At 37.1% G+C, this 22,266-nt stretch carries 21 protein-coding genes; 15 read left to right on the top strand and 6 right to left on the bottom strand.

Annotated features, from left to right (window positions below; all coding sequences use genetic code 11):
* Nucleotides 1-4 precede the first annotated feature (4 nt).
* The 3 genes from ligA (at nucleotide 5) to J3U42_RS02175 (ending at nucleotide 2,869) form a co-directional block, all read left to right on the top strand.
* Entirely contained in the window at nucleotides 5-2,089 is a 2,085-nt protein-coding gene (gene ligA, locus J3U42_RS02185; protein WP_267335251.1) for an NAD-dependent DNA ligase LigA, read from the top strand.
* Nucleotides 2,090-2,155: 66 nt separating this feature from the next.
* Nucleotides 2,156-2,671, top strand: coding sequence for an S-ribosylhomocysteine lyase (gene luxS / locus J3U42_RS02180; RefSeq protein ID WP_267335249.1), 516 nt, complete (start codon nucleotides 2,156-2,158; stop codon nucleotides 2,669-2,671).
* A 9-nt stretch (nucleotides 2,672-2,680) separates the two neighbouring features.
* A complete protein-coding gene (locus tag J3U42_RS02175; RefSeq protein WP_220217768.1) occupies nucleotides 2,681-2,869 on the top strand; it encodes a 4-oxalocrotonate tautomerase in 189 nt (62 codons plus the stop codon).
* Between the two features lie 190 nt (nucleotides 2,870-3,059).
* Here J3U42_RS02175 and ribA read toward each other — a convergent pair whose 3' ends face one another.
* The gene (ribA, locus tag J3U42_RS02170; protein WP_267335247.1) at nucleotides 3,060-3,665 is read right to left on the bottom strand and encodes a GTP cyclohydrolase II; all 606 of its coding nucleotides are present in this window, start codon (nucleotides 3,663-3,665) and stop codon (nucleotides 3,060-3,062) included.
* Between the two features lie 98 nt (nucleotides 3,666-3,763).
* Between ribA and pgpB the strand changes: the two genes are divergently transcribed.
* The 6 genes from pgpB to J3U42_RS02140 all read left to right on the top strand — a co-directional run bounded on the left by pgpB (nucleotide 3,764) and on the right by J3U42_RS02140 (nucleotide 9,495).
* Nucleotides 3,764-4,483: a phosphatidylglycerophosphatase B gene (gene pgpB / locus J3U42_RS02165; protein ID WP_267335245.1), complete on the top strand. Its 720-nt coding sequence runs from the start codon at nucleotides 3,764-3,766 to the stop codon at nucleotides 4,481-4,483.
* Between the two features lie 82 nt (nucleotides 4,484-4,565).
* Nucleotides 4,566-4,871, top strand: a complete 306-nt coding sequence (locus J3U42_RS02160) for a LapA family protein (protein WP_220217771.1) — start codon at nucleotides 4,566-4,568, stop codon at nucleotides 4,869-4,871.
* Nucleotides 4,872-4,882: 11 nt separating this feature from the next.
* Nucleotides 4,883-6,061 carry a lipopolysaccharide assembly protein LapB gene (gene lapB / locus J3U42_RS02155; RefSeq protein WP_220217772.1) on the top strand — a complete coding sequence of 393 codons (1,179 nt, stop codon included), beginning with the start codon at nucleotides 4,883-4,885 and terminating at the stop codon, nucleotides 6,059-6,061.
* Between the two features lie 12 nt (nucleotides 6,062-6,073).
* Nucleotides 6,074-6,856, top strand: a complete 783-nt coding sequence (locus tag J3U42_RS02150; RefSeq protein WP_267329809.1) for a YchF/TatD family DNA exonuclease — start codon at nucleotides 6,074-6,076, stop codon at nucleotides 6,854-6,856.
* Nucleotides 6,849-7,964, top strand: coding sequence for a cupin domain-containing protein (locus J3U42_RS02145; RefSeq protein ID WP_220217774.1), 1,116 nt, complete (start codon nucleotides 6,849-6,851; stop codon nucleotides 7,962-7,964). Before J3U42_RS02150 ends, J3U42_RS02145 begins: the two co-directional genes overlap by 8 nt.
* A gap of 289 nt (nucleotides 7,965-8,253) precedes the next feature.
* The gene (locus J3U42_RS02140) at nucleotides 8,254-9,495 is read left to right on the top strand and encodes an MFS transporter (protein ID WP_267335244.1); all 1,242 of its coding nucleotides are present in this window, start codon (nucleotides 8,254-8,256) and stop codon (nucleotides 9,493-9,495) included.
* A gap of 104 nt (nucleotides 9,496-9,599) precedes the next feature.
* Here J3U42_RS02140 and J3U42_RS02135 read toward each other — a convergent pair whose 3' ends face one another.
* From J3U42_RS02135 to J3U42_RS02120, 4 genes are all read right to left on the bottom strand, one after another.
* On the bottom strand, nucleotides 9,600-9,998 hold the full coding sequence (locus J3U42_RS02135; RefSeq protein ID WP_267329807.1) for a hypothetical protein: 399 nt from the start codon (nucleotides 9,996-9,998) through the stop codon (nucleotides 9,600-9,602).
* 396 nt (nucleotides 9,999-10,394) lie between these two features.
* A complete protein-coding gene (locus tag J3U42_RS02130; RefSeq protein ID WP_267335242.1) occupies nucleotides 10,395-10,922 on the bottom strand; it encodes a hypothetical protein in 528 nt (175 codons plus the stop codon).
* A 137-nt stretch (nucleotides 10,923-11,059) separates the two neighbouring features.
* Nucleotides 11,060-11,947, bottom strand: a complete 888-nt coding sequence (locus J3U42_RS02125) for an SDR family oxidoreductase (RefSeq protein WP_220217778.1) — start codon at nucleotides 11,945-11,947, stop codon at nucleotides 11,060-11,062.
* A 367-nt stretch (nucleotides 11,948-12,314) separates the two neighbouring features.
* Nucleotides 12,315-12,746, bottom strand: coding sequence for a hypothetical protein (locus J3U42_RS02120; protein ID WP_267335240.1), 432 nt, complete (start codon nucleotides 12,744-12,746; stop codon nucleotides 12,315-12,317).
* A 485-nt stretch (nucleotides 12,747-13,231) separates the two neighbouring features.
* Between J3U42_RS02120 and ilvG the strand changes: the two genes are divergently transcribed.
* The 6 genes from ilvG to J3U42_RS02090 all read left to right on the top strand — a co-directional run bounded on the left by ilvG (nucleotide 13,232) and on the right by J3U42_RS02090 (nucleotide 20,842).
* On the top strand, nucleotides 13,232-14,908 hold the full coding sequence (gene ilvG / locus J3U42_RS02115) for an acetolactate synthase 2 catalytic subunit (protein WP_267329850.1): 1,677 nt from the start codon (nucleotides 13,232-13,234) through the stop codon (nucleotides 14,906-14,908).
* Between the two features lie 3 nt (nucleotides 14,909-14,911).
* Nucleotides 14,912-15,142: an acetolactate synthase 2 small subunit gene (ilvM, locus tag J3U42_RS02110; RefSeq protein ID WP_220217780.1), complete on the top strand. Its 231-nt coding sequence runs from the start codon at nucleotides 14,912-14,914 to the stop codon at nucleotides 15,140-15,142.
* Nucleotides 15,143-15,308: 166 nt separating this feature from the next.
* Nucleotides 15,309-16,238 (top strand): branched-chain amino acid transaminase, encoded by a 930-nt coding sequence (locus J3U42_RS02105; protein ID WP_220217781.1) that lies wholly within the window; start codon nucleotides 15,309-15,311, stop codon nucleotides 16,236-16,238.
* Nucleotides 16,239-16,360: 122 nt separating this feature from the next.
* A complete protein-coding gene (gene ilvD / locus J3U42_RS02100; RefSeq protein ID WP_267335237.1) occupies nucleotides 16,361-18,211 on the top strand; it encodes a dihydroxy-acid dehydratase in 1,851 nt (616 codons plus the stop codon).
* Between the two features lies 1 nt (nucleotide 18,212).
* Nucleotides 18,213-19,748 (top strand): threonine ammonia-lyase, biosynthetic, encoded by a 1,536-nt coding sequence (gene ilvA, locus J3U42_RS02095; protein ID WP_267335235.1) that lies wholly within the window; start codon nucleotides 18,213-18,215, stop codon nucleotides 19,746-19,748.
* A 104-nt stretch (nucleotides 19,749-19,852) separates the two neighbouring features.
* Nucleotides 19,853-20,842 carry a Gfo/Idh/MocA family protein gene (locus J3U42_RS02090; protein ID WP_267335233.1) on the top strand — a complete coding sequence of 330 codons (990 nt, stop codon included), beginning with the start codon at nucleotides 19,853-19,855 and terminating at the stop codon, nucleotides 20,840-20,842.
* Nucleotides 20,843-21,134: 292 nt separating this feature from the next.
* On the opposite strand, the gene J3U42_RS02085 is transcribed toward J3U42_RS02090, so the two are convergent.
* Nucleotides 21,135-22,055: an L-lactate dehydrogenase gene (locus J3U42_RS02085; protein WP_267335231.1), complete on the bottom strand. Its 921-nt coding sequence runs from the start codon at nucleotides 22,053-22,055 to the stop codon at nucleotides 21,135-21,137.
* Nucleotides 22,056-22,266: the final 211 nt, after the last annotated feature.

Here is a 22,266-nt window from a genome sequence, read left to right as displayed (position 1 = left end):
AATCATGTCACAATCAAATAGAACTGAACATTCATCAAATCAATCTGGATCAACACAGGATGTCGTTGCACAGTTAACATCTTTACGTAATCTGATCAGACATCATGAATACTGTTACTATGTGCTCGATGACCCTCAAATTCCTGACGTAGAATATGATAAATTATTTAAACAATTACAATCTTTAGAACAGCTGCACCCGGATTTAATTACAGCTGACTCACCAACTCAACGAGTAGGCGGCACACCGTTATCGCAGTTTGCCTCTATTAAACATGAATTACCGATGCTGTCATTGGATAATGTGTTTGACGAAGCAAGCTTTATCGCATTTAACAAAAGAGTCAAAGATCGCTTACATCTTGATGATAATCATGAAGTCGAGTATTGCTGTGAACTTAAACTTGACGGCTTGGCGGTCAGTTTGCTCTATGAAAATGGTCAATTTGTACAAGCTGCAACTCGTGGTGATGGCACTACAGGCGAAGATATTACGGCTAATGTCAAAACCATTAAAACCATTCCGCTAGTATTACTTGGTGAGAATATTCCTGCACGTTTGGAAGTGCGAGGTGAAGTATTTATGACACATAAAGGCTTTGCTAAACTCAATAACGATGCAGAAAAACGTAATGAAAAAGTCTTTGCAAACCCTCGTAATGCTGCCGCAGGTTCACTCAGACAATTAGATCCCAAAATTACAGCCAAAAGACCATTAACCTTTTTTTGTTATGGTGTTGGGATTGTTGAAGGCGCTCAGTTACCCGATACCCATTACCAACGTTTAATGCAATTAAAGGCATGGGGACTGCCTGTTAGCGATAAAGTCGAAAAACGTCTAGGCGCACAAGCGGCGTTAGACTATTTTAACCAAATCGGCGAACAACGCATGTCGTTAGGTTTTGATATTGACGGCGTTGTTATTAAAGTTAATAGTATTGCATTACAAGAAGAACTTGGCTTTGTTGCCCGAGCACCACGCTGGGCAACAGCATTTAAGTTTCCGGCTCAAGAAGAAGTAACCAGACTGAATAAAGTTGATTTTCAGGTTGGGCGAACTGGCGCAATCACCCCGGTTGCAAGGCTAGAACCGGTATCAGTTGCTGGCGTTATTGTCAGTAATGCTACACTACATAATAGTGATGAAATTGAGCGATTAGGCGTCCGTGAAGGTGACTATGTTACCGTTCGCCGTGCAGGTGATGTCATACCTAAAATAGTTGCTGTGGTTAAAGACCGTAGACCGAATGATACCAAAGCGATTGTGTTTCCAACCCACTGCCCTATCTGTGGCTCATTAATTGTGCGGGATGAAGGACAAGCCGTTTCACGATGTGCTGGTGGATTAATTTGCCCGGCACAACGCAAAGAAGCCTTAAAACATTTCGTTTCCCGTCGAGCTATGAATGTAGATGGTATGGGCGATAGACTAATCGAACAATTAGTTGATAAAGATTATGTTAAAACACCGGTAGATCTTTATAAACTCAATGTCCCAACCTTATGCAGCTTAGATAAAGTTGGGGAAAAATCTGCCAAAAATTTATTAAATGCCTTAGATGTATCAAAAGCCACAACGTTAAGCCGATTTATTTTTGCGCTTGGTATTCCAAATGTTGGGGAAGTGACGGCTGAAAATTTAGTCAATCAGCTGGGTAACTTAAAAGCGATTGAAGATGCTTCGCTGGAACAACTACAAACAGTCAACGATGTTGGAGCGATTATCGCGGAAAGTATTATCGACTTTTTTCAAGAACCTCATAACCGCAACGTCATTGAGCAATTAACCAGTGATGAGATTGGTATTCATTGGCAAGATGTTAACCCACAAGCTCAAACCGTAACCACCGATTCACCATTTTCCGGCAAAACGGTTGTGTTAACCGGTACCTTATCGGTATTAACACGTGATGAAGCGAAAGACAAATTGAAACAACTTGGGGCAAAAGTCACTGGTAGCGTATCAAAAAATACCGATTTGGTTATCGCCGGTGAGGCAGCAGGTTCTAAATTAGAAAAAGCACAAGCGCTAGGCGTTAAAGTTATTGACGAACAAGAAATGTTAAATTTATTGAATGAATCAAGATAAAATAAGCTGGAATATCTTTAGCTATTGAATCAAAATAGCTAAACAAAGTAACTCAAGGAGAAAAATATGCCTTTATTAGATAGTTTTAAAGTCGATCATACTAAAATGAAAGCACCTTTTGTACGTGTTGCTAAAGTTATGGTAACGTCTAAAGGTGACAACATTACCGTATTTGATCTTCGCTTTACTGTTCCAAACAAAGCGCTATTACCTGAAAAAGGCATCCATACTCTTGAACATCTATTTGCTGGTTTTATGCGAGATCATCTAAATAGTGACAAAGTTGAAATTATCGATATTTCACCAATGGGATGCCGTACAGGATTTTACATGAGCTTGATTGGCCAACCTGATGAATCGTTAGTAGTCGATGCATGGTTAAAATCGATGCATGATGTGTTAAACGTTGCATCGCAAGCGCAGATCCCCGAGCTTAATGAATTTCAGTGTGGTACTTATAAAATGCATTCACTAGATGAAGCCAAAGCGATAGCAGAACAGATTATTCAATCTGGTATTGGCATTTGTCACAATCAAGAAATCGCATTATCTGATGCACAACTTGCATCGTTTAATCAGTAGGAGAAAACAATGCCAAATGTCGTGATAGACTTTTTAGAAGGTCGTACAATTGAACAAAAAAGAGAAATGGTAAAACGAGTAACCGCAGCTATTGCTGAAACGTTAAATTGTAAACCCGAAGCGGTACAAATCATTATTCATGAGTTGTCAAAAGATCAATGGGCTAATGGTGGTCAGTTACGTTGCGACAATGATTAACTCAGTCAATTCCTTCGTTGATTTCCTGGTTAATTAAGTTTGCTAGTTTGCAAAGTCGTTTGGGTTTCCCTAATCACGTTGGATAATAATAACCTCAAAATTGTTTTAAAACACTTTTGAGGTATATCATTTTAAAAACATTTTGACCTTAAATTTACATTGAATTGTGATTAATCACACTGGTCAGAATTTAATGATTACAATGATGTAGATGAAGCAAATGCCCCATTTTATTGGCTTTGGTTTCTAAATAGTGTTCATTATTTGGATTTTCACCCACTTCTAACGGAACTCTCTCGGTGATTTTAATGCCAGATTGTTCAAGAACTTTAATTTTTTGCGGATTATTTGTTAATAGCCGAATCTGGGATACCCCCAGTAAAGTTAACATATCGGCACAAAGCGTAAAATCACGTTCATCAGCCGCAAAACCTAACTGCTCATTCGCTTCAACAGTATCAAGCCCTTGATCTTGTAACGCATAAGCTCTTATTTTGTTGAGTAAACCGATATTACGTCCTTCCTGACGATGATAGATTAAAATACCTTGCTCTTGTTTTGCTATTTGCTTTAAAGCAGCCTCTAACTGAAAACCACAATCACATCGTAAACTAAATAAGGCATCGCCCGTTAAACACTCGGAGTGAATTCGGGTTAAGATTGGCGTTTGGTCGGTAATATCACCAAATACTAAAGCTGCATGTTCCTTTCCGGTTGCAATTTCCTCAAATCCGATAAGCGTAAAACATCCCCATGGTGTTGGCAGTTTAGCTTGGGCAACCTTTTTTAATTGCATTATTGTCTCCGTATAAAATAAAACACAGATAAGATTTTTTAAAAAACTTACCTTCCATGCTAAAATAGATAGCAATTTATGCTTAGTTGAGTTCTTAAATGGGGTTAGTAATTAAAAAAACAATAGCAGCACTGACTATTTTCTTAATAGTTCCTTTTGCTATTATAGCCACAAATTGGCATTGGCAACCAGAGTCATTAGATAATACCTCCAAATATTTTTTTTGGATTACTGAAACTGCAAGTTATCCGTGGGCGATCATCACTTCGATTATGCTCTTTGTTATGTTTTGCTTGTTAATTCCAAGAAAAACGAAAAAAAATGTTATACTATTGTGGTTACTATTAGTCATGGCTATGTTAGGCGGTCAGATAGTTAAAACAATCATAAAATCGCAAACAGCACAAAGCAGACCTTATGTCTTATGGCTGGGTAAAGAATATAATCTGAATGATAAACAATTTTACTCATTACCAAAATCAGAGAGAAAAGCAGTTATCCAAAATTTATTAGCCAATTCACACCCCATACCAAACTGGTTAGCAAAACATTGGCAAAGTGAAACAGGTTACTCTTTTCCTTCCGGACATACGTTATTTTCAGCGACATGGGCATTTTTAGCCATTAGTCTGCTTAGCTTTAGACGCCATTACATTATTGTTTCTTTGCTGGGTATTTGGGCTTTACTCATTGAATTAAGTCGAATATTGTTAGGGATGCATTGCCCAATTGATTTGATCTGTGGATTACTACTTGCTTGGTTAATTTCATTAATCTGCTGTTTTTATGCTAGAAAATGGCATATATTAGATAGATAATTTAGAAATTATTAATTTTGTAAAGAAGTTTCAGATTCTATAGACGTTTAAGTAAAAATAAATATAAACAAAGGTCAACATTATGAAATTTATCATATCAATTATCTTGATAATTGTTATTTTCGCCTTATCTATTGCTATTGGTTCTGCCAATGATCAAGTTGTGTCATTTAACTACCTTATTGCAAAATCAGAAATGCGACTTTCTGTTTTACTCGCCATTGTATTCGGTTCTGGATTTATTGTTGGTTGGATATTAACCGGCTATTTTCTTATAAAATATAAGATAAAACATATGGCAACGAATCGAAAACTGATAAATTTACAGAAGAAATATGACGAACAGATGTCAAATTTGCAACAAACGAACTTAACTAAAATCAATTAGAATAAACGATTATGTTTGAACTGTTATTTCTATTACTACCGATTGCCGCCGCTTATGGTTGGTATATGGGAGATAGAAATGCAAAGCAAAAATTTTTAAACCAATCTAACCGATTATCGCGCGAATATGTCGATGGTCTTAATTTCCTTTTGTCTAATCAGAAAGATAAAGCCGTTGATCTCTTCCTCGATATGTTAAAAGAAGATGACGGTACGCTTGAAGCGCATCTTACTTTAGGTAATTTATTTCGTTCCAGAGGCGAAGTTGATCGAGCTATACGAATACACCAAGCATTAATGGAAAGTTCATCGCTATCATTTGATCAACGATTATTAGCCATTCAGCAATTAGGGCGTGATTATATGGTTGCCGGGCTTTATGATCGAGCAGAAGAGATGTTTTTGCAGCTGGTTGAAGAAGAAGATTTTCAGCAAAATGCCTTACAGCAACTGATAATCATCTATCAAGCTACCAGTGAATGGATTAATGCTATCAACGCCGCAACTAAACTAGTTAAATTAGGTTATACCCAATATAAAACCTATATTGCGCAGTTTTATTGTGAATTAGCTTCATTAGCGATAGCCAATGATGATCTCGATCGAGCCTATAATTTATTACAAAAATCGGCTTTAGCCGATGCCAACTGTGCACGAACGTCATTAATGCTAGGTCGGGTTTTAATGGTTCAAGATAAAACTGAGCAAGCGATCGAATCATTTAAACGTATTTTATATCAAGATAAAGCCTTTATTGGTGAAGCTTTACCTTTACTTAAAGAGTGTTATATAAATATTAATAATTTATATGAATTCCAACAGTTTTTAGAAGTTTGTGTCGAACAAGATTCCGGCAATATTGCAGAGTTAATGCTTGCAGATCTTATCGAACAGAAAAATGGCTTAGATGCTGCTCAATATTATCTGTATCGAATTTTATTAAAACACCCCAATTTAAAAGGTTTTTACCGACTGATGAATTATCATGTCGCTGATGCTGAGCAAGGTAAAGCGAAAGAAAGTTTATTACTTTTACGTAACATGGTTGGCGAACAAATTAAAGCTGTGCCTAATTATCGTTGCCAAAAATGTGGATTTACTGTCAATTCAATCTATTGGTTATGCCCTGCATGCCGCTCTTGGTCAACGATTAAACCTGTCCGTGATTTTGAACAATATTCTGATAATTAAAAGAGTTTTCTTATGTTTTTAATAGATTCGCACTGTCATTTGGACAGCTTGGACTTGAGCAACAAGTCCATTGAAGATGTTTTACAACACGCTACTGACAACGATGTTAAACACTGCTTAAGTGTAGCGACCACACTTTCTGGCTATGAATCGATGAAAAATTTATTGATGCCGTATCGGTCTCAATGCTCTTTTTCCTGTGGTATTCATCCTCTAAATTTAGATGATGAGCCCTATGATGCCAACCGATTTTTAACCTTAGCCCAACAAGACAATGTGGTGGCATTAGGTGAGACAGGATTGGATTACTACTACCAACAAGATAACATCGAATTACAGCAAGCCAACTTCAAAGCGCATATCGAACTTGGAAGAAAACTCAGTAAACCAATTATTGTCCATACCCGTAACGCTCGAGAAGATACACTGAGAATATTGAAAGATGAGCATGTCCATTCTGGTGTTCTACATTGTTTCACTGAAGATATACCAACAGCAAAACAACTATTGGACTTAGGCTTTTACATTTCGTTCTCCGGCATTATTACGTTTAAAAATGCAGAGTCACTTCGTCAAGTCGCCAAATTTGTTCCACTCGATCGCCTATTAATTGAAACCGATTCACCATATTTGGCACCTGTTCCCTATCGAGGTAAAGAAAACCAACCTGCTTATGTTCGGGAAGTTGCACAATATTTAGCAATACTTAGAGGGGTCTCTCTACAAGAAATTGCAAAGCAAACAACGCATAACTTTTGTCAATTATTTAATTTACAAGGGGCATTAAATGAGTAACAAGTTAAACATTGATTGGAATGATTTTTTAACCAACTATTGGCAAAAAAAGCCGGTTATCTTACGAGATGCTTTTAGCCACTTTGTTGATCCAATCACACCGGATGAGTTGGCCGGTTTGGCAATGGAAGAAGAAATTGACAGCCGAATTGTGACCAATAAAGACGGTAAATGGGACGCCAAATTTGGACCTTTTATTGATTTTAGCAATTTAGGCGAAGATCATTGGAGTTTATTGGTGCAAGCAGTCGATCATTGGCATGAACAAGCAGCAACCTTAGTTGAACCTTTTAAATGTATACCGCAATGGCAGTTTGAAGATTTAATGATATCTTATGCAACACAAGGCGCTGGTGTGGGTCCCCATATCGATAACTACGATGTATTTATTATTCAAGGTATGGGATGTCGCCGTTGGCAAGTTGGTGATCGTAATCCAAACTATAAACAATTTAGCGCCCATAAAGCCCTATTGCATGTAGAAAGCTATCAACCTATTATTGATGAAGAAATTACTGCTGGCGATATCTTATATATCCCGATAGGTTTTCCACATAATGGCGTATCAATCGGAGAATCGTTAAGCTATTCAGTTGGATTTAGAACGCAAACATCGCAAGAATTACTCAGTGGTTTTGCCGATTATGTTATTGATAATTTACCCAATGGAATTTTTTATCAAGACCCTGATTTGAAACTACCAAAAGATCCTTATCGAGTTCAGCCTTATGAGCTGGAAAAATTACAAAATCAGATGATTGATTTAATCAAAAATCCACAGCTATTTAACGATTGGTTTGGAAAACATATTACCATACCAATGCACGAGCTTAACATTCTACCGGTTGAACCAACTTATGACTTAGATGAGTTTAAAGCGTTACTTAAATCAGGCGCAAAACTACACCGAGTACCAAGTATACGGATAGTTAAAATTGAAAATGCCGGTTATATTCATGGCAAGAAAATCCCACTACCGATAGAAGTAATTGATCTGCTTTGTCAATCAGAAACACTGAGCTATGATCAACTGCACCATGAAGAAACGCTTAAAGTAATGCTTCATTTTGTTAATTGTGGATTCTGGTATTTTCAAGATCAGGAATAAAACCATAATTCCGCCGAATGGACTATCGGCGGAAAATATTGTTTTCCGTTATCTTAAAAAACTGACGTAAAAAAACAAAAAGAGTCTTTCTAAATTGGATTTTAATAATAATTGTACTTTTTAGTCTTTATTGTCGAATAAATATCATTATTTTCGCTTTTTAATTTGGATTTTTAAATGTTTTGAGTATATACTTGCCTCGCTTAACAACACCCTCCGTCTAAAGACGAATAGAACATCACCAAAATGCTGATATTTAGCATCTATCTTTTAATAATTAGAGGTACTCATGAAAACTCAAGCAGACATAGTCACGCAAGCTGAAAATGAAAGCATTGAAACAACGCCTTATCAAAAAAGAACACTTTTTGCATCAACTGTAGGTTACGCATTAGATGGCATGGATATGATGATATTAGGCGTCTGTTTTAGCCTAATTGGTGCTACCTTTAATTTGACAAATACCGATTTAGGTACATTGACGTCCGTTACCCTATTAGGGGCTGTGCTTGGTGGGATCTTATTTGGCGTCCTTGCAGATAAATATGGACGGGTAAGAGTATTTTCCTGGACTATTTTAATCTTCTCCTTTTTTACCGGTCTTTGCGCAATTTCACCTAATTATGAATGCTTTTTAGTTTTCCGATTTTTAAGTGGGCTAGGCCTTGGTGGCGAATTTGGTATCGGCATGACACTTGTTTCAGAAAGCTGGCCTAAAAAGAAACGTTCACGAGCAACAGCAATTGTTGCCTTAGGCTTTCAACTAGGTATTATTTTAGCCGCATTATCTGTTAATTTTGTCGGCGAAATCTATGGCTGGCGCTGGGTTTTTGCCATTGGTGTTTTGCCCGCATTATTTGTTGCTTGGACACGTAAAGGCTTAAAAGAGCCGCAAATCTGGCAAAATTTGAAAGATCAAAATAAAAATAAAATTGCCATTCATAAGCTTTTTAAAAGCCCAAAAACAACCGCAACCACAATTGGATTAACTATAGCGTGTGCCGTACAAAATTTTGGCTTTTATGGATTAATGGTTTGGATGCCAAATATGATAGCCACCGAACTTCAATTACCATTTAAAAACACGATGTTTTGGACTATTTCCACCACCATTGGTATGTCGTTAGGTATTATTATCTTTGGTTGGCTTTGCGATAAAGTCGGACGGCGTCCTTCCTATATTATATTTCTTCTCGTTTCCGCGATATCTATCTGGTTCTATTTTCAACAAACGGATATGCTGGTACTTATCATTTTCGGTGCTATTATTGGCTTTTTTGTTAATGGTATGATGGGCGGATATGGTGCTTTACTCGCTGAACATTACCCAACAGATGCCCGTTCAAGCGCTGAAAATATTATCTTTAATGTAGGACGTGGAATTGCCGGCGTCTCGCAAGTGCTTATTGCTTATTTTGCCACGGTATATTCTATTAGTTATGCTCTGGCATTACTTTCTGCCGCTTACTTATTGTCAGCTGCCGCATTTGTGTTTTTAATACCCGAAACCAAAGGTAAACAATTAGATTAATTATTTAATACAAATACAATACTGTTGCCCTGTGTTAACAGGGCTAACCTTTTATAAACAAATAATTTGCTACCAGAAAAATAAACTAACAAATTTTTGGGTCATCACTTATCGCATTCACTGGGTTTAATCGATACAGATGATACTTCTTTATTATTAAGAAAATAGCTGAACCTTAGACCGTTTGGAAAATTTTCTTTAAAAGCATTCAATTCCGAGTCAACTTTACAATACTCTACAAGTGTTTCTACACGGGTATCATCTTGAAACGCTTTTGATTTCAACGTTTCTTCATCTAATCCTTCAAAATCATACCTATAAACTAATATATCATCAATTGCGTCTACATCTGTCAGTGTTGTATGTTCGTCATATTTTATCGGCAGTTCTTTTCTTATCATTTTAATGGCTAATTGTTGTTGAGCGTTCTTTTTTTGAAAATTATCACAACTAAATAAGACCAAACTGCTAGCCATTATTATGGCTAATTTTAAATATTTCATTTCATTACCTTACAATTGAAATTAACGATTAACTTATTGTTGATTAAAACCAATGGTGCTCAATGCAATTTTAATCTTATAACATGATTTTACAATGATTAATTTGAGCACAATTAATATTGTACGCAAAAAGTACGCTTAGTATCATCTGTAGGTAAGTATAGATTGAATATCGCTATCTGTAATCACTTATACAAGGTATCAACCAATAATATTAAAATAGCGATTAACTCATCTTAAAAATGATCAATACTTTAAAGTGTTTATTCAAATCAACTTAATGAGTTTATATAAACCAGCCATGCAATAAAATGTTGGCTTTGAATAATAGTTGATGTTTCGCAAATAAAAAAAAGGGCTACTATCAGCCCTTTTTCTTCGATCAAATATTGGAAACTATCTATTATCACAATCACTTGGTTTAACATTGAGTGATAATACTTTGTCATCATTGATATAATAATTATGATTAGCGCCATTAGGGAATGCTAATTTTATCGCATTTACCGTAACATCTTTACTGCAATAGACATCAAGTAATTTATTAAATACCATTTTTTGATTACTATCTGAGTCAAATGCTTCTTTAGCTATCCCATTAACGGCATATTTATAATTAATTGTTTTATCATCTTTTGATACATCCACTAATGCCGTATTTTGATCGATCGTCAGTGGTAATTCTTGCTTAATACCTTTGATTGCTAAATCTTGCGCTAAATTATAATTACCTTCTTTTACTTTATCTAAAATATCTTGCGTTTGTGATTTGGTTTGTTGATAGAGATCTTTGGCTTTATCACTAATTTCTGCACCAGCTTGTTCCGCTTTTTGTTGAAGGTCATTAACAGTTGATTTTGAATTATCACAGTTAACTAAGAAAAGACCCAATACAGCTAAGGAGATTACTTTAAAAAGTTTCATTTTATTGCCCTTGTTTTTATTTTTGACTGTGGCGATGATGATATGACTCACTATCGCCCCTCGATTGAAATAAGTTAACTTCCTAGCACAACATAACAGCAAAATGACCATAAGTTATTTTGCTGTTAAAATGATGATTAGTTAGTATGCATACCACCAGTAACACCGTAAGTTTCAGCCGTAGTATAGCTAGATTCTTCAGAAGCTAAATGAACATAAACACCAGCAAGTTCAACCGGTTGTCCTGCACGTTTTAACGGCGTTTGCATACCAAATTCAGGGATAACATCACTTGGCTGACCACCACAGACTTGTAATGGAGTCCAAACCGGACCTGGTGCCACACAATTGACACGAATACCTTTACTACCTAACTGTTTAGCTAATCCTCGAGTAAAAGCAATGATTGCTGATTTAGTTGATGCATAATCTAATAAATTAGCACTAGGTTGGAAGGCTTGAACAGATGACGTTGTAATGATAGTCGATCCTGGTTTTAAATAGCCTAATGCCGCTTTAGTGACCCAAAATAATGAAAAGACATTGATCTCAAAAGTTTTCTTAACTTGTTCTGTAGTCAATTTCATAATATCTTCAACCGCAGTTTGTTTACCTGCAACTAAAGTTAAATTATCTAAACCACCCAGTTTAGTATGTGCTTGCTTAACCAGCTTTTTACAAAAATCTTCATCACTTAAATCACCGGGAATTAAAACTGCTTTACGTCCTACAGACTCAATAACTTTAGCAACCTCTTTCGCATCTTTTTCTTCATATGGCAAATAGTTAATTGCCACATCTGCACCCTCTTTGGCATAAGCAATTGCGGCTGCGCGTCCGATACCTGAATCTCCCCCAGTGACAAGCATTTTACGTCCAGCTAAGCGACCGTGACCATGATAGCTCTTTTCACCACAATCGGGGATTGGTTTCATTTCACATTGTAATCCCGGCGGTGTCTGTTTTTGTTTTGGGAATTTAGTATGATGATATTTTTTGGTTGGGTCATAGGTTTGTTCAGTCATAATTTTCTCCTAAGTTAGGCTTGTATTTGTTGACAAATTCAATATAACTTAAATGAAATCAATTAATAATCACAAAATCCTATTGCTAAGCATATTTTATATCTTTAAAATATTTAATTAATTCAAGTAATTATATTTATTAATAATTAAAGATCATCTATTTTTAAAGTTTAATAAAACGCTGTAAATCATAGGTAGAGATAAAGTAGAAATTCAATCCACAATAAAGACGGCTTTTCACAATTAATCCCGTAATGCTTAGGATAATTATGGTCGATCCATTGGTGTTGCTACGCGATGTAGTCAATTTAGTTTATCAAATAAAGTTTAACTAAACTAGCGATTATAAATGATAAATATATGTGCGTTAATTTAGCTGACAATCTGCCGGTGTTAGCTCGATAATCACAACTTCTTTATCATCAATAAAATAATGATAATTTGCACCTTGCGGAAAGGCTGTTTTCAAATCTTGCATATCCTTGTTATTTTCACAATATGCCTTAAGTAATTCCATACGAATTGTACTAAGTGTGGTGGTGAGTAATAAAGCTTGTTCGGGTGTATTGATGACTCGATATTGATAATTAATGGTATCTTTATCCTTATATACACCAAACAGTGTTGTAAGGCTATCAATCTCGATAGGTAATGCACTTTTTATCGGATCGATCACCGAGTCTTGTAATGCGGCATTTGGATTATTACTGGCTTTATTATCAGAAGATTGCTTAGCATTATCACAACTAAATAAAACTAAATTGATCATCAAAAAGAAAATTATTTTAATACTTTTCATACTGATATCTCTTATTCGTTATTTATTATTCATGTTATTACCAGCATTAAGAAGCAATAATTTAAAATAGCTTATTGCTCAGCTTCTTATTTTGATTAATATTTATACACCAATATTAGACAAATTACCAAAAAAACAGTAAAAATAGTTATTTTTATACTTAAACGTAGGTATTTTCTGAAACTTCTTGACAAACATTTGTGGGTACATGACAAAAGCGTTAAAAAACAGTTGCACTTTTTTTTAAATCGAGTATTTTGTTTAAAAATAATTTTAGAAAATGACAAAAAATTAATATTTAACATCATGAAATTTTCACTCAAAATCGTCCTCATCAACATTATTGTCAGCGTGGTCATTATTCCAGCGCGGGGGCGTTTTTTGAATTAAAATATGTTCATACATTAAATCAAAAACCCCCGCCCCTAAAAGCGGGGGTTTTTTTATGAACAATGGATGAGCAAAATATGACAAGTGAGGAAGAAATGTTAGGAACACAGTGGATAGTAAAAACCTTAAAAGAAAAAGGCGTGACCACCGTTTTTGGTTATCCCGGTGGGCAAATTATGCCGCTATATGATGCGCTTTATGACGGCGGTATTGAACATGTGTTATGCCGTCACGAACAAGGTGCCGCAATGGCCGCAATTGGTTATGCACGTTCTACCGGTAAAATTGGCGTATGTATTGCCACATCGGGCCCCGGAGCGACCAATATTATTACCGGACTTGCCGATGCACTTATTGATTCTGTCCCAGTGATTGCAATAACCGGTCAAGTTCCTACAAATTTAATTGGCACCGACGCCTTTCAGGAAGTTGATGTTTTGGGTTTATCGCTTGCCTGCACTAAACATAGTTATTTAATCGATAATCCGCAAAATTTACCCAATATTTTGCAGGAGGCTTTCACTTTAGCCAACTCAGGCAGGCCGGGACCAATATTAATCGATGTTCCGAAAGATATCCAGCTTGCCGACCTTGACTATCAACACTATTTAACGCCTGCCAATAAAAATTCTTCTGTTAATAATGCTCAATTATTCCCAATTTCTCAAGATGAGATAAAACTTGCTAAACAAATGATCACCGACGCCAAAAAACCTATGTTATATATTGGTGGCGGCGTGGGGCTTTCTGGCGCAATAACCGAGTTAAGAGACTTTATGTCACTGACACAAATACCGAGTGTCTCAACCTTAAAAGGGCTTGGCGTTGCTGATCTCACTAATCCTTACTATTTAGGGTTGGTCGGCATGCATGGAGCTAAAGCCGCTAATTTAGCGGTACAAGAGTGCGATTTATTAATTGCGTTGGGAGTACGCTTTGATGACAGAGTGACAGGCAAATTAAATGAATTTGCTCGCCATGCTAAAGTGATCCATGTTGATATTGACCAGTCTGAAATAAACAAATTACGCCAAACACATTTAGGATTACAAGGCGATATCAAACAAGTTTTACCTCAACTCGATGTTACCGTATCAATAGCCAATTGGCATAAAAGAGTTGAAGAATTAAAAACATTACACCCTACTCGCTATGATCATCCCGGTGAGGCAATTTATGCGCCTGCATTATTAAAAAGGATTTCAGAACGTAAACCGCAAAACACCATTATCACCACCGATGTTGGACAACATCAAATGTGGACTGCACAGCACATGCGTTTTACTCACCCGCAAAACTTTATTACGTCAAGTGGGCTTGGGACAATGGGATTTGGTTTGCCGGCAGCTGTCGGCGCACAAATGGCTAGACCTGATGACTTAGTTATCTGTATATCGGGCGACGGATCTTTTATGATGAATGTTCAAGAGTTGACCACGATTAAACGCAAAAAGTTACCCGTTAAAATTGTACTAATTGATAATCAACGCTTAGGTATGGTTCGTCAATGGCAAGAGCTATTTTTTAATGAAAGATACAGTGAAACGAATCTTTCAGACAATCCGGACTTTTTAATGCTGGCTAAAGCGTTTGATATTCCCGGTCAAACGATCAGTAAAAAATCTGAAATTGAGCCTGCGCTCGATACCATGTTTAATGCGCCGGGCGCTTACCTTTTACATGTTTGCATTGATGAACTGGAAAACGTTTGGCCGTTAGTTCCACCGGGCGCTGCTAATGAAAATATGCTTGAAAAAAGTGCTAAGGAGTAAGTGATGAACACAAAAACACAGTATCAAGTCACCATAAAAGCTTATGATAAATTAGGCTCACTTGAACGTATTTTACGCGTAGTTCGTCATCGAGGTGGACATATTGAAAAAATGCAGATGCAGACAGTTGAAAATGAGCAGTTAATTCTATCTTTACTATTAACAACCGAACGTTCACTTTCAACTTTACAAAATCAAGTTGCAAAATTAGCCGATGTCATTGCGGTTGAATAACAATTTTTAGTGATTTGTTTCGTTGAAACAAGTAGTTAAATTAACATTATTAACAATTTTATATAGTTAAACGTAATTGAAAGTATTGTATAATGCTTAACCGTTGAAAGATAAAACATTAAGCAGTACATAGACTTAATATAGTAAAATTTAAGAGGAAAACAAAATGGGTTCTACAGCAAAATCTGAGTTTATTTGGTTAAATGGTGAAATGGTTCCATGGGCGGAAGCGAAAATACATGTCATGTCCCACGCTTTACATTATGGTACATCGGTATTTGAAGGTGTTCGTTGTTATAACACGCATAAAGGACCAGCTATTTTCCGTCACAAAGAGCATGCACAAAGACTATTAAATTCAGCCAAAATCTACCGTTTTCCTGTCCCTTACACGCTTGAAGAGATCATGGAAGCGACTCGTCAAACTATCAAGAAAAACAAACTGGAAAGTGCTTATATCCGCCCATTGGTGTTTATCGGCGATGTTGGTATGGGCGTCAACCCGCCAGCCGGTTATAAAACCGATGTGATGATTGCTGCCTTCCCGTGGGGAGCTTATCTTGGCGAAGATGCTTTAGATCAAGGTATCGATGCAATGGTCTCATCATGGAATCGCGTTGCCTCAAATACAATCCCGGCAGCGGCAAAAGCAGGCGGTAACTATTTATCATCATTATTAATTGGTTCTGAAGCACGTGCTAATGGTTTTCAAGAAGGCATTGCTTTAGATGTGCATGGTCACCTATCTGAAGGTGCCGGTGAAAATCTCTTTATTATTAAAGACGGCGTTTTATTTACCCCAGTTTTATCATCATCGGCACTTCCGGGTATTACTCGTGATGCGGTGTTAACGCTTGCTCGTGATTTAGGTATTGAAGTACGTGAACAAACCTTATCCCGTGAAGCTCTCTATCTTGCTGACGAAGTATTTATGACCGGTACTGCTGCTGAAATTACCCCAGTGCGCAGTGTTGACCGTATTCAAGTAGGTATTGGTCGTTGTGGTCCTATAACTAAACAGATCCAACAAGCATTCTTTGGTTTATTCAATGGCAAAACTGAAGATAAATACGGTTGGTTAGATCCAATTAATTAAGATGTGCTTGTTTAAAATCCGCTGGTAAAGTCAGCGGATGACATAAAGAGTTAGATTAAATATACAAAATTAAGTACCGTTAAAAATCGGTCGCTTGCGTAATAAAAACTTGGGAGCAAGAAATGCCTAAATATCGTTCAGCAACCTCCGTCGAAGGGCGGAATATGGCAGGAGCCCGCGCTTTATGGCGTGCAACGGGCGTAAAAAATGAAGACTTTGGTAAACCCATTATTGCAGTGGTTAACTCGTTTACTCAATTTGTACCGGGACATGTTCATTTAAAAGATATTGGACAGTTAGTTGCAAAACAGATTCAAGAGTCCGGTGGGATTGCCAAAGAATTTAATACTATCGCTGTTGATGATGGCATTGCCATGGGGCATGGTGGTATGCTCTACTCACTACCGTCACGTGAACTGATCGCTGATTCGGTCGAATATATGGTCAATGCACATTGTGCTGACGCTATGATCTGTATCTCCAATTGTGACAAAATCACCCCCGGTATGCTAATGGCATCACTTCGATTAAATATCCCAACCGTGTTTGTTTCTGGCGGCCCAATGGAAGCGGGTAAAACCAAACTTTCTGATCAAATTATCAAATTAGATCTTGTCGATGCCATGATTCAAAGCGCTAATCCAAATGTAAGTGATGCTGACAGTGAGGCGATTGAAGAGTCTGCTTGCCCAACCTGTGGTTCGTGCTCCGGAATGTTTACCGCAAACTCGATGAACTGTTTGACTGAAGCATTAGGGCTTTCACTTCCGGGTAATGGCTCATTAGTTGCCACCCATAAACAACGTGAACAGCTATTTTTAAATGCCGCTAAACGAATAGTTGAGATCACTAAACGCTACTATGAACATGACGATGAATCTTATCTTCCTCGTTCAATTGCCACAAAAGCGGCTTATGAAAATGCCATGTCACTAGATATTGCAATGGGCGGTTCAACCAATACCGTATTGCATTTACTAGCAACGGCACAAGAAGGCGAAATTGATTTTACTATGTCCGATATTGACAGATTATCTCGCAAAGTTCCTCATTTATGTAAAGTGGCACCAAGTACTGCCAAATATCATATGGAAGATGTGCATAGAGCTGGTGGGGTTGTGTCAATCATGTCTGAACTTGACAAAGCAGGACTACTAAATCGCAATGTACACAATGTGCTGGGTCTTAACTTGCAAGAAACTTTTGCAAAATACGATATTACTCAAACGGCAGATGAATCAGTTAAAAAAATGTACCGCAGTGGCCCGGCAGGGATTCGCACAACCAAAGCATTTTCACAAGACTGTTATTGGGATACGCTTGATGATGACCGTGAAAATGGCTGTATTCGTGACAAAGCTCATGCCTATAGTCAAGACGGCGGACTTGCTACTTTATATGGCAATGTCGCACAAGATGGCGCCATTGTTAAAACCGCTAGCGTTGCAGCTGAAAATCTTGTATTTAGAGGCCCCGCCAAAGTGTTTGAAAGTCAAGAAGACGCAGTTGATGCAATCTTAGGTGGACAAGTGGTTGCCGGCGATGTGGTTGTGATTATTTATGAAGGACCTAAAGGTGGACCCGGTATGCAAGAGATGCTCTACCCTACAAGTTATCTAAAATCAATGGGATTAGGAAAAGCTTGTGCTCTCATCACCGACGGTCGCTTTTCCGGTGGCTCTTCGGGCTTATCGATTGGACATATTTCCCCCGAAGCGGCTAATGGTGGGGTTATCGGATTGGTACGCAATGGCGATATTATTGATATTGATATTCCAAACCGTAAATTAGTGTTAGATGTCCCGGCAGATGAGCTTGAGCGTCGCCGTGTTGCCGAACTTGCAAGGGGTGATAAAGCATTTACACCACATCAACGAGACCGATACGTATCTTATGCACTTAAAGCTTATGCCAGTTTAGCAACCAGTGCAGATAAAGGGGCAGTTCGAGATAAAAGTAAATTAGGTGGTTAATGTGAAACAACATAATACTCAACTTTCTGGCGCTGATTACTTAAAAGCAACACTTTGTAGCGCTGTCTATGATGTGGCTCAAGTCACACCATTAGAAAAAATGGATAAAATATCATCGAGATTAAACAATCAAATTTACGTTAAACGTGAAGACAGACAGCTCGTGCATAGCTTTAAAATACGTGGTGCACAAGCCATGATTGCCAGCCTTAGCCCGGAAGAACGTCAATGCGGGGTTATTGCGGCATCCGCAGGTAACCATGCTCAAGGCGTTGCCTATTGTGCCAACAAATTAGGGATAAAATCACTGATTGTAATGCCACTAACGACGGCTGATATCAAAGTTGACGCGGTAAAAGGATTTGGTGGCGATGTACTGCTTTACGGTGCTAACTTTGATGAAGCAAAAGCAAAAGCACTCGAATTAGCAAAAGAGCAAAAACGCATTTTTATTCCCCCGTTTGATCATCCACTGGTTATTGCCGGACAAGGCAGTATTGCTATGGAACTGTTACAACAAAATGCCAAACTCGATCGCATTTTTGTGCCAGTCGGTGGCGGTGGTCTGGCAGCTGGGGTGGCTGTATTAATCAAACAAATTATGCCGTCAATTAAAGTGATCGCAGTTGAACCAGCCGATGCAGCTTGCTTAAAAGCCGCATTAGATGCTGGCAAACCCGTTGATTTAAATCGAGTGGGTCTGTTTGCTGAAGGGGTTGCGGTAAAACGTATTGGTGATGAAACATTCAGACTTTGCCAACAATATATCGATGATATTGTCACTGTTGATAGTGATGAGATTTGCGCTGCGGTAAAAGATTTGTTTGATGATGTGCGGGCGATAGCTGAACCGTCCGGCGCTGTTGCGCTTGCCGGAATGAAAAAATACATCGAGCAACACAATATTAGCGGTGAAAATCTTGCTCATATTTTATCCGGAGCAAATTTGAATTTTCACAGCTTACGCTATGTATCTGAACGCTGTGAACTTGGCGAGAAACGTGAAGTGTTGTTAGCAGTGACGATTCCGGAACAAAAAGGCAGTTTCTTGAAATTTTGCCAGCTTTTAGGCGGACGCTCAGTCACCGAATTTAACTATCGCTACCATGATGATAATTTAGCCTGCGTTTTCGTTGGTGTGAAAATTTCAAAAACCAATGAAAAAGACGAAATTATGCAAGAGTTAGCTGCTGCTGGTTATCAAGTGGTTGATCTTACCGAAGATGAAATGGCTAAGTTACATGTTCGTTATATGATTGGCGGTAAACCATGTAAGCCAATTGCAGAACAAGTTTACAGCTTTGAATTTCCCGAATCGCAAGGTGCGTTACTAAAATTCTTACAAACACTCGGTACCAACTGGAATATTTCAATGTTCCATTATCGCAGCCATGGCACTGATTATGGTCGAGTTCTTGCTGCATTTGAAATTGACCAAACCAATAGTCATGATTTCGATAAACATCTTACCGACTTAGGCTACGGTTACCATAATGAAACGGCAAACCCGTCGTTAAAACTGTTTTTAACCAATTAGCGTTAAATCAGGATGACTATTCACTTTAACTGATAATAATTAAAGTGAATAGTCACTAAAAAGTCGGATATTTTAAACGATTAAAAAGAATAGATAGATTAACTATGATTAGATTAGCAACGATTGGCACCAATTGGATCACTGAAAAATTTATCGATGCGGCATTACAAACTCAACAATACCAATTAACCGCTATCTATTCCCGCGATATCCATAAAGCCGATGCACTGGCAAAAAAATATCAAGTAAAGACGGTTTTTGATCAACTAACTCAACTTGCCCAATATTCAAATGTCGATGTCGTTTATATTGCAAGCCCTAATTCGCTTCATTTTGAACAAGCTAAACTGATGTTAGAAAACAATAAAGATGTAATTTGTGAAAAACCATTAACCTCTAACTTGTCCCAAACTGAGCTCTTAATTGAAATAGCGCAACAAAACCAACAACTGATTTTTGAAGCCCTCAAAACCATTTATTTACCCAATTATCAATTAATTGCGCATTACCTGCCAAAATTAGGCAGAATTCGCAAAGCACTATTGAATTATTGCCAATACTCCAGTCGTTATGACAGTTATTTAAATGGCAACAATCCAAATACGTTTAACCCCAACTTCTCAAATGGCTCCATAATGGATATTGGTGTTTACCCACTCAATTTTGGGCTTGGATTATGGGGAAGCCCAAATAGAATATGTGCCAGTGCGGTAAAACTCGAATCAGGCGTCGATGCGCATGGTAGTGTTTTACTTAATTATGACGATTTTGATGTCATCATTTGGCATTCAAAAGTGAGCAACTCTTACCTTCCGAGTGAGATTCAAGGTGAAAAGGGATCGCTCATTATTAAAAACCTTTCCTGTTGTGAAAATATTATTTATCAACCAAGAATAGGTGAAAAAAAGGAAATCACACTAAAACAACACAGTAATGATATGTATTATGAAGCGGAAGAATTCGCTAAACTCTACCGACAACGAAAATTAGATCATAACGGTTTAGTCTACTCATTACTATCATCAAAAATTTTGACCGAAATAAGAAAACAAACGGGAGTGGTGTTCCCTGCTGATCAAGATTTACTCATTTAATAAAATTAAAAAATTAAAAAATTAAAAATACCGTTTCTAGTCACAATTTTGCTTATATTGATCTGTTACAATTCAAATTACTTTTAAGTTCAAAAACAAACTGATCGACAGAAACTCAACAACGAAAGTACTACATTATGTGATGAACTTTACCTGAGCCTGCCCACATTGACGATACCTTTTACGACTGAAACGTTACCACAAGTTTATTTTAAAGAACGCTAAATGTTATTAGCGTTCTTAGCAAGTAAGCCGTTTACTTAGTATAAAATAGACAATGCCTCAATCACGACTATTTAATATGCGCAATATAGCCTTTAATAATCTCGACACTATTTTTAAATAGCTGCTTTTCATTATCTGAAAAATCTAATTCGATAATTTTTTTGATACCATGCTGATCTAAAATAGCCGGCACACCAATTGCCACATCTTTGTAACCATACTCACCATTCAATATACAACTTAGCGCTAACGCTCTATGACTATTGGTAAAAATATGTTGGCAAATTTCAGTAATCGTGCTGGCTATACCATATTCGGTACAATGTTTAAATTTGGCAATTTCAAAACCTTTATTTTTTGCTTTACTGCCAATATCATTAAAATCGATTCGGTTTTTTTCTACATGATTAAGGTTAATGCCATAAACAGATGAATGTGACCAAACGGGAAATTGTGAATCACCATGCTCGCCCACAATAAAAGCATCAATACTTTGTGGACCAATATCCATTTGTTCGCCTAACAAACGGCGTAACCTCACTGTATCAAGCCAAACACCCGTACCAATAACCCGATGACGTGGCAACCCCGATAATTGCCAAACTTGGTAAGTGATCGCATCACAAGGATTAGTCGCCACTAAAAAAATACCTTTAAAACCATTTTTCATCATATTCGGTACTATTGTTGCAACAATTTTAGATGTACCAGCTAACTCTTCAGCTCGGCTTTTTTGCGCTAAACCTGATGTTACAGTAATTATAGCGATATCAATATCCGCACAATCAGTTGACTCACGTAAACTAACTTTAATCATATTTTGTCGATAAGCTGCTGCATCCAACAAATCTTGCGCATGGCCATAAGTTCTCTCTTTATTTATATCAACCAGTACAATTTCTTCACAAATACCACGGTTAACTAATGTATATGCGGTGGTTGAACCTACATTACCAACGCCAATAATCATGACTTTACGTAGTTTCATGCTAACCTCCAAGGAGTTAAGAAAAAAATTGAAATGCAAATGACTAAATTATCGACTAATACTGATTTAAAATGGATATTTTTGATATGACAAACGATAGAAAATAACTAATTTATAATGATCTATTATAAATAATTAATTCATCATACATCATATTTTTGTAAATTATTTGATCATTTGTTAATATTTATCCGATTTACAAAAAGGATGA

The organism is Gilliamella sp. B2923 (assembly GCF_026536565.1).
In the GTDB taxonomy this organism is placed as follows: Bacteria; Pseudomonadota; Gammaproteobacteria; order Enterobacterales; family Orbaceae; genus Gilliamella.
This window is presented reverse-complemented; position numbering and strand designations above follow the sequence as displayed.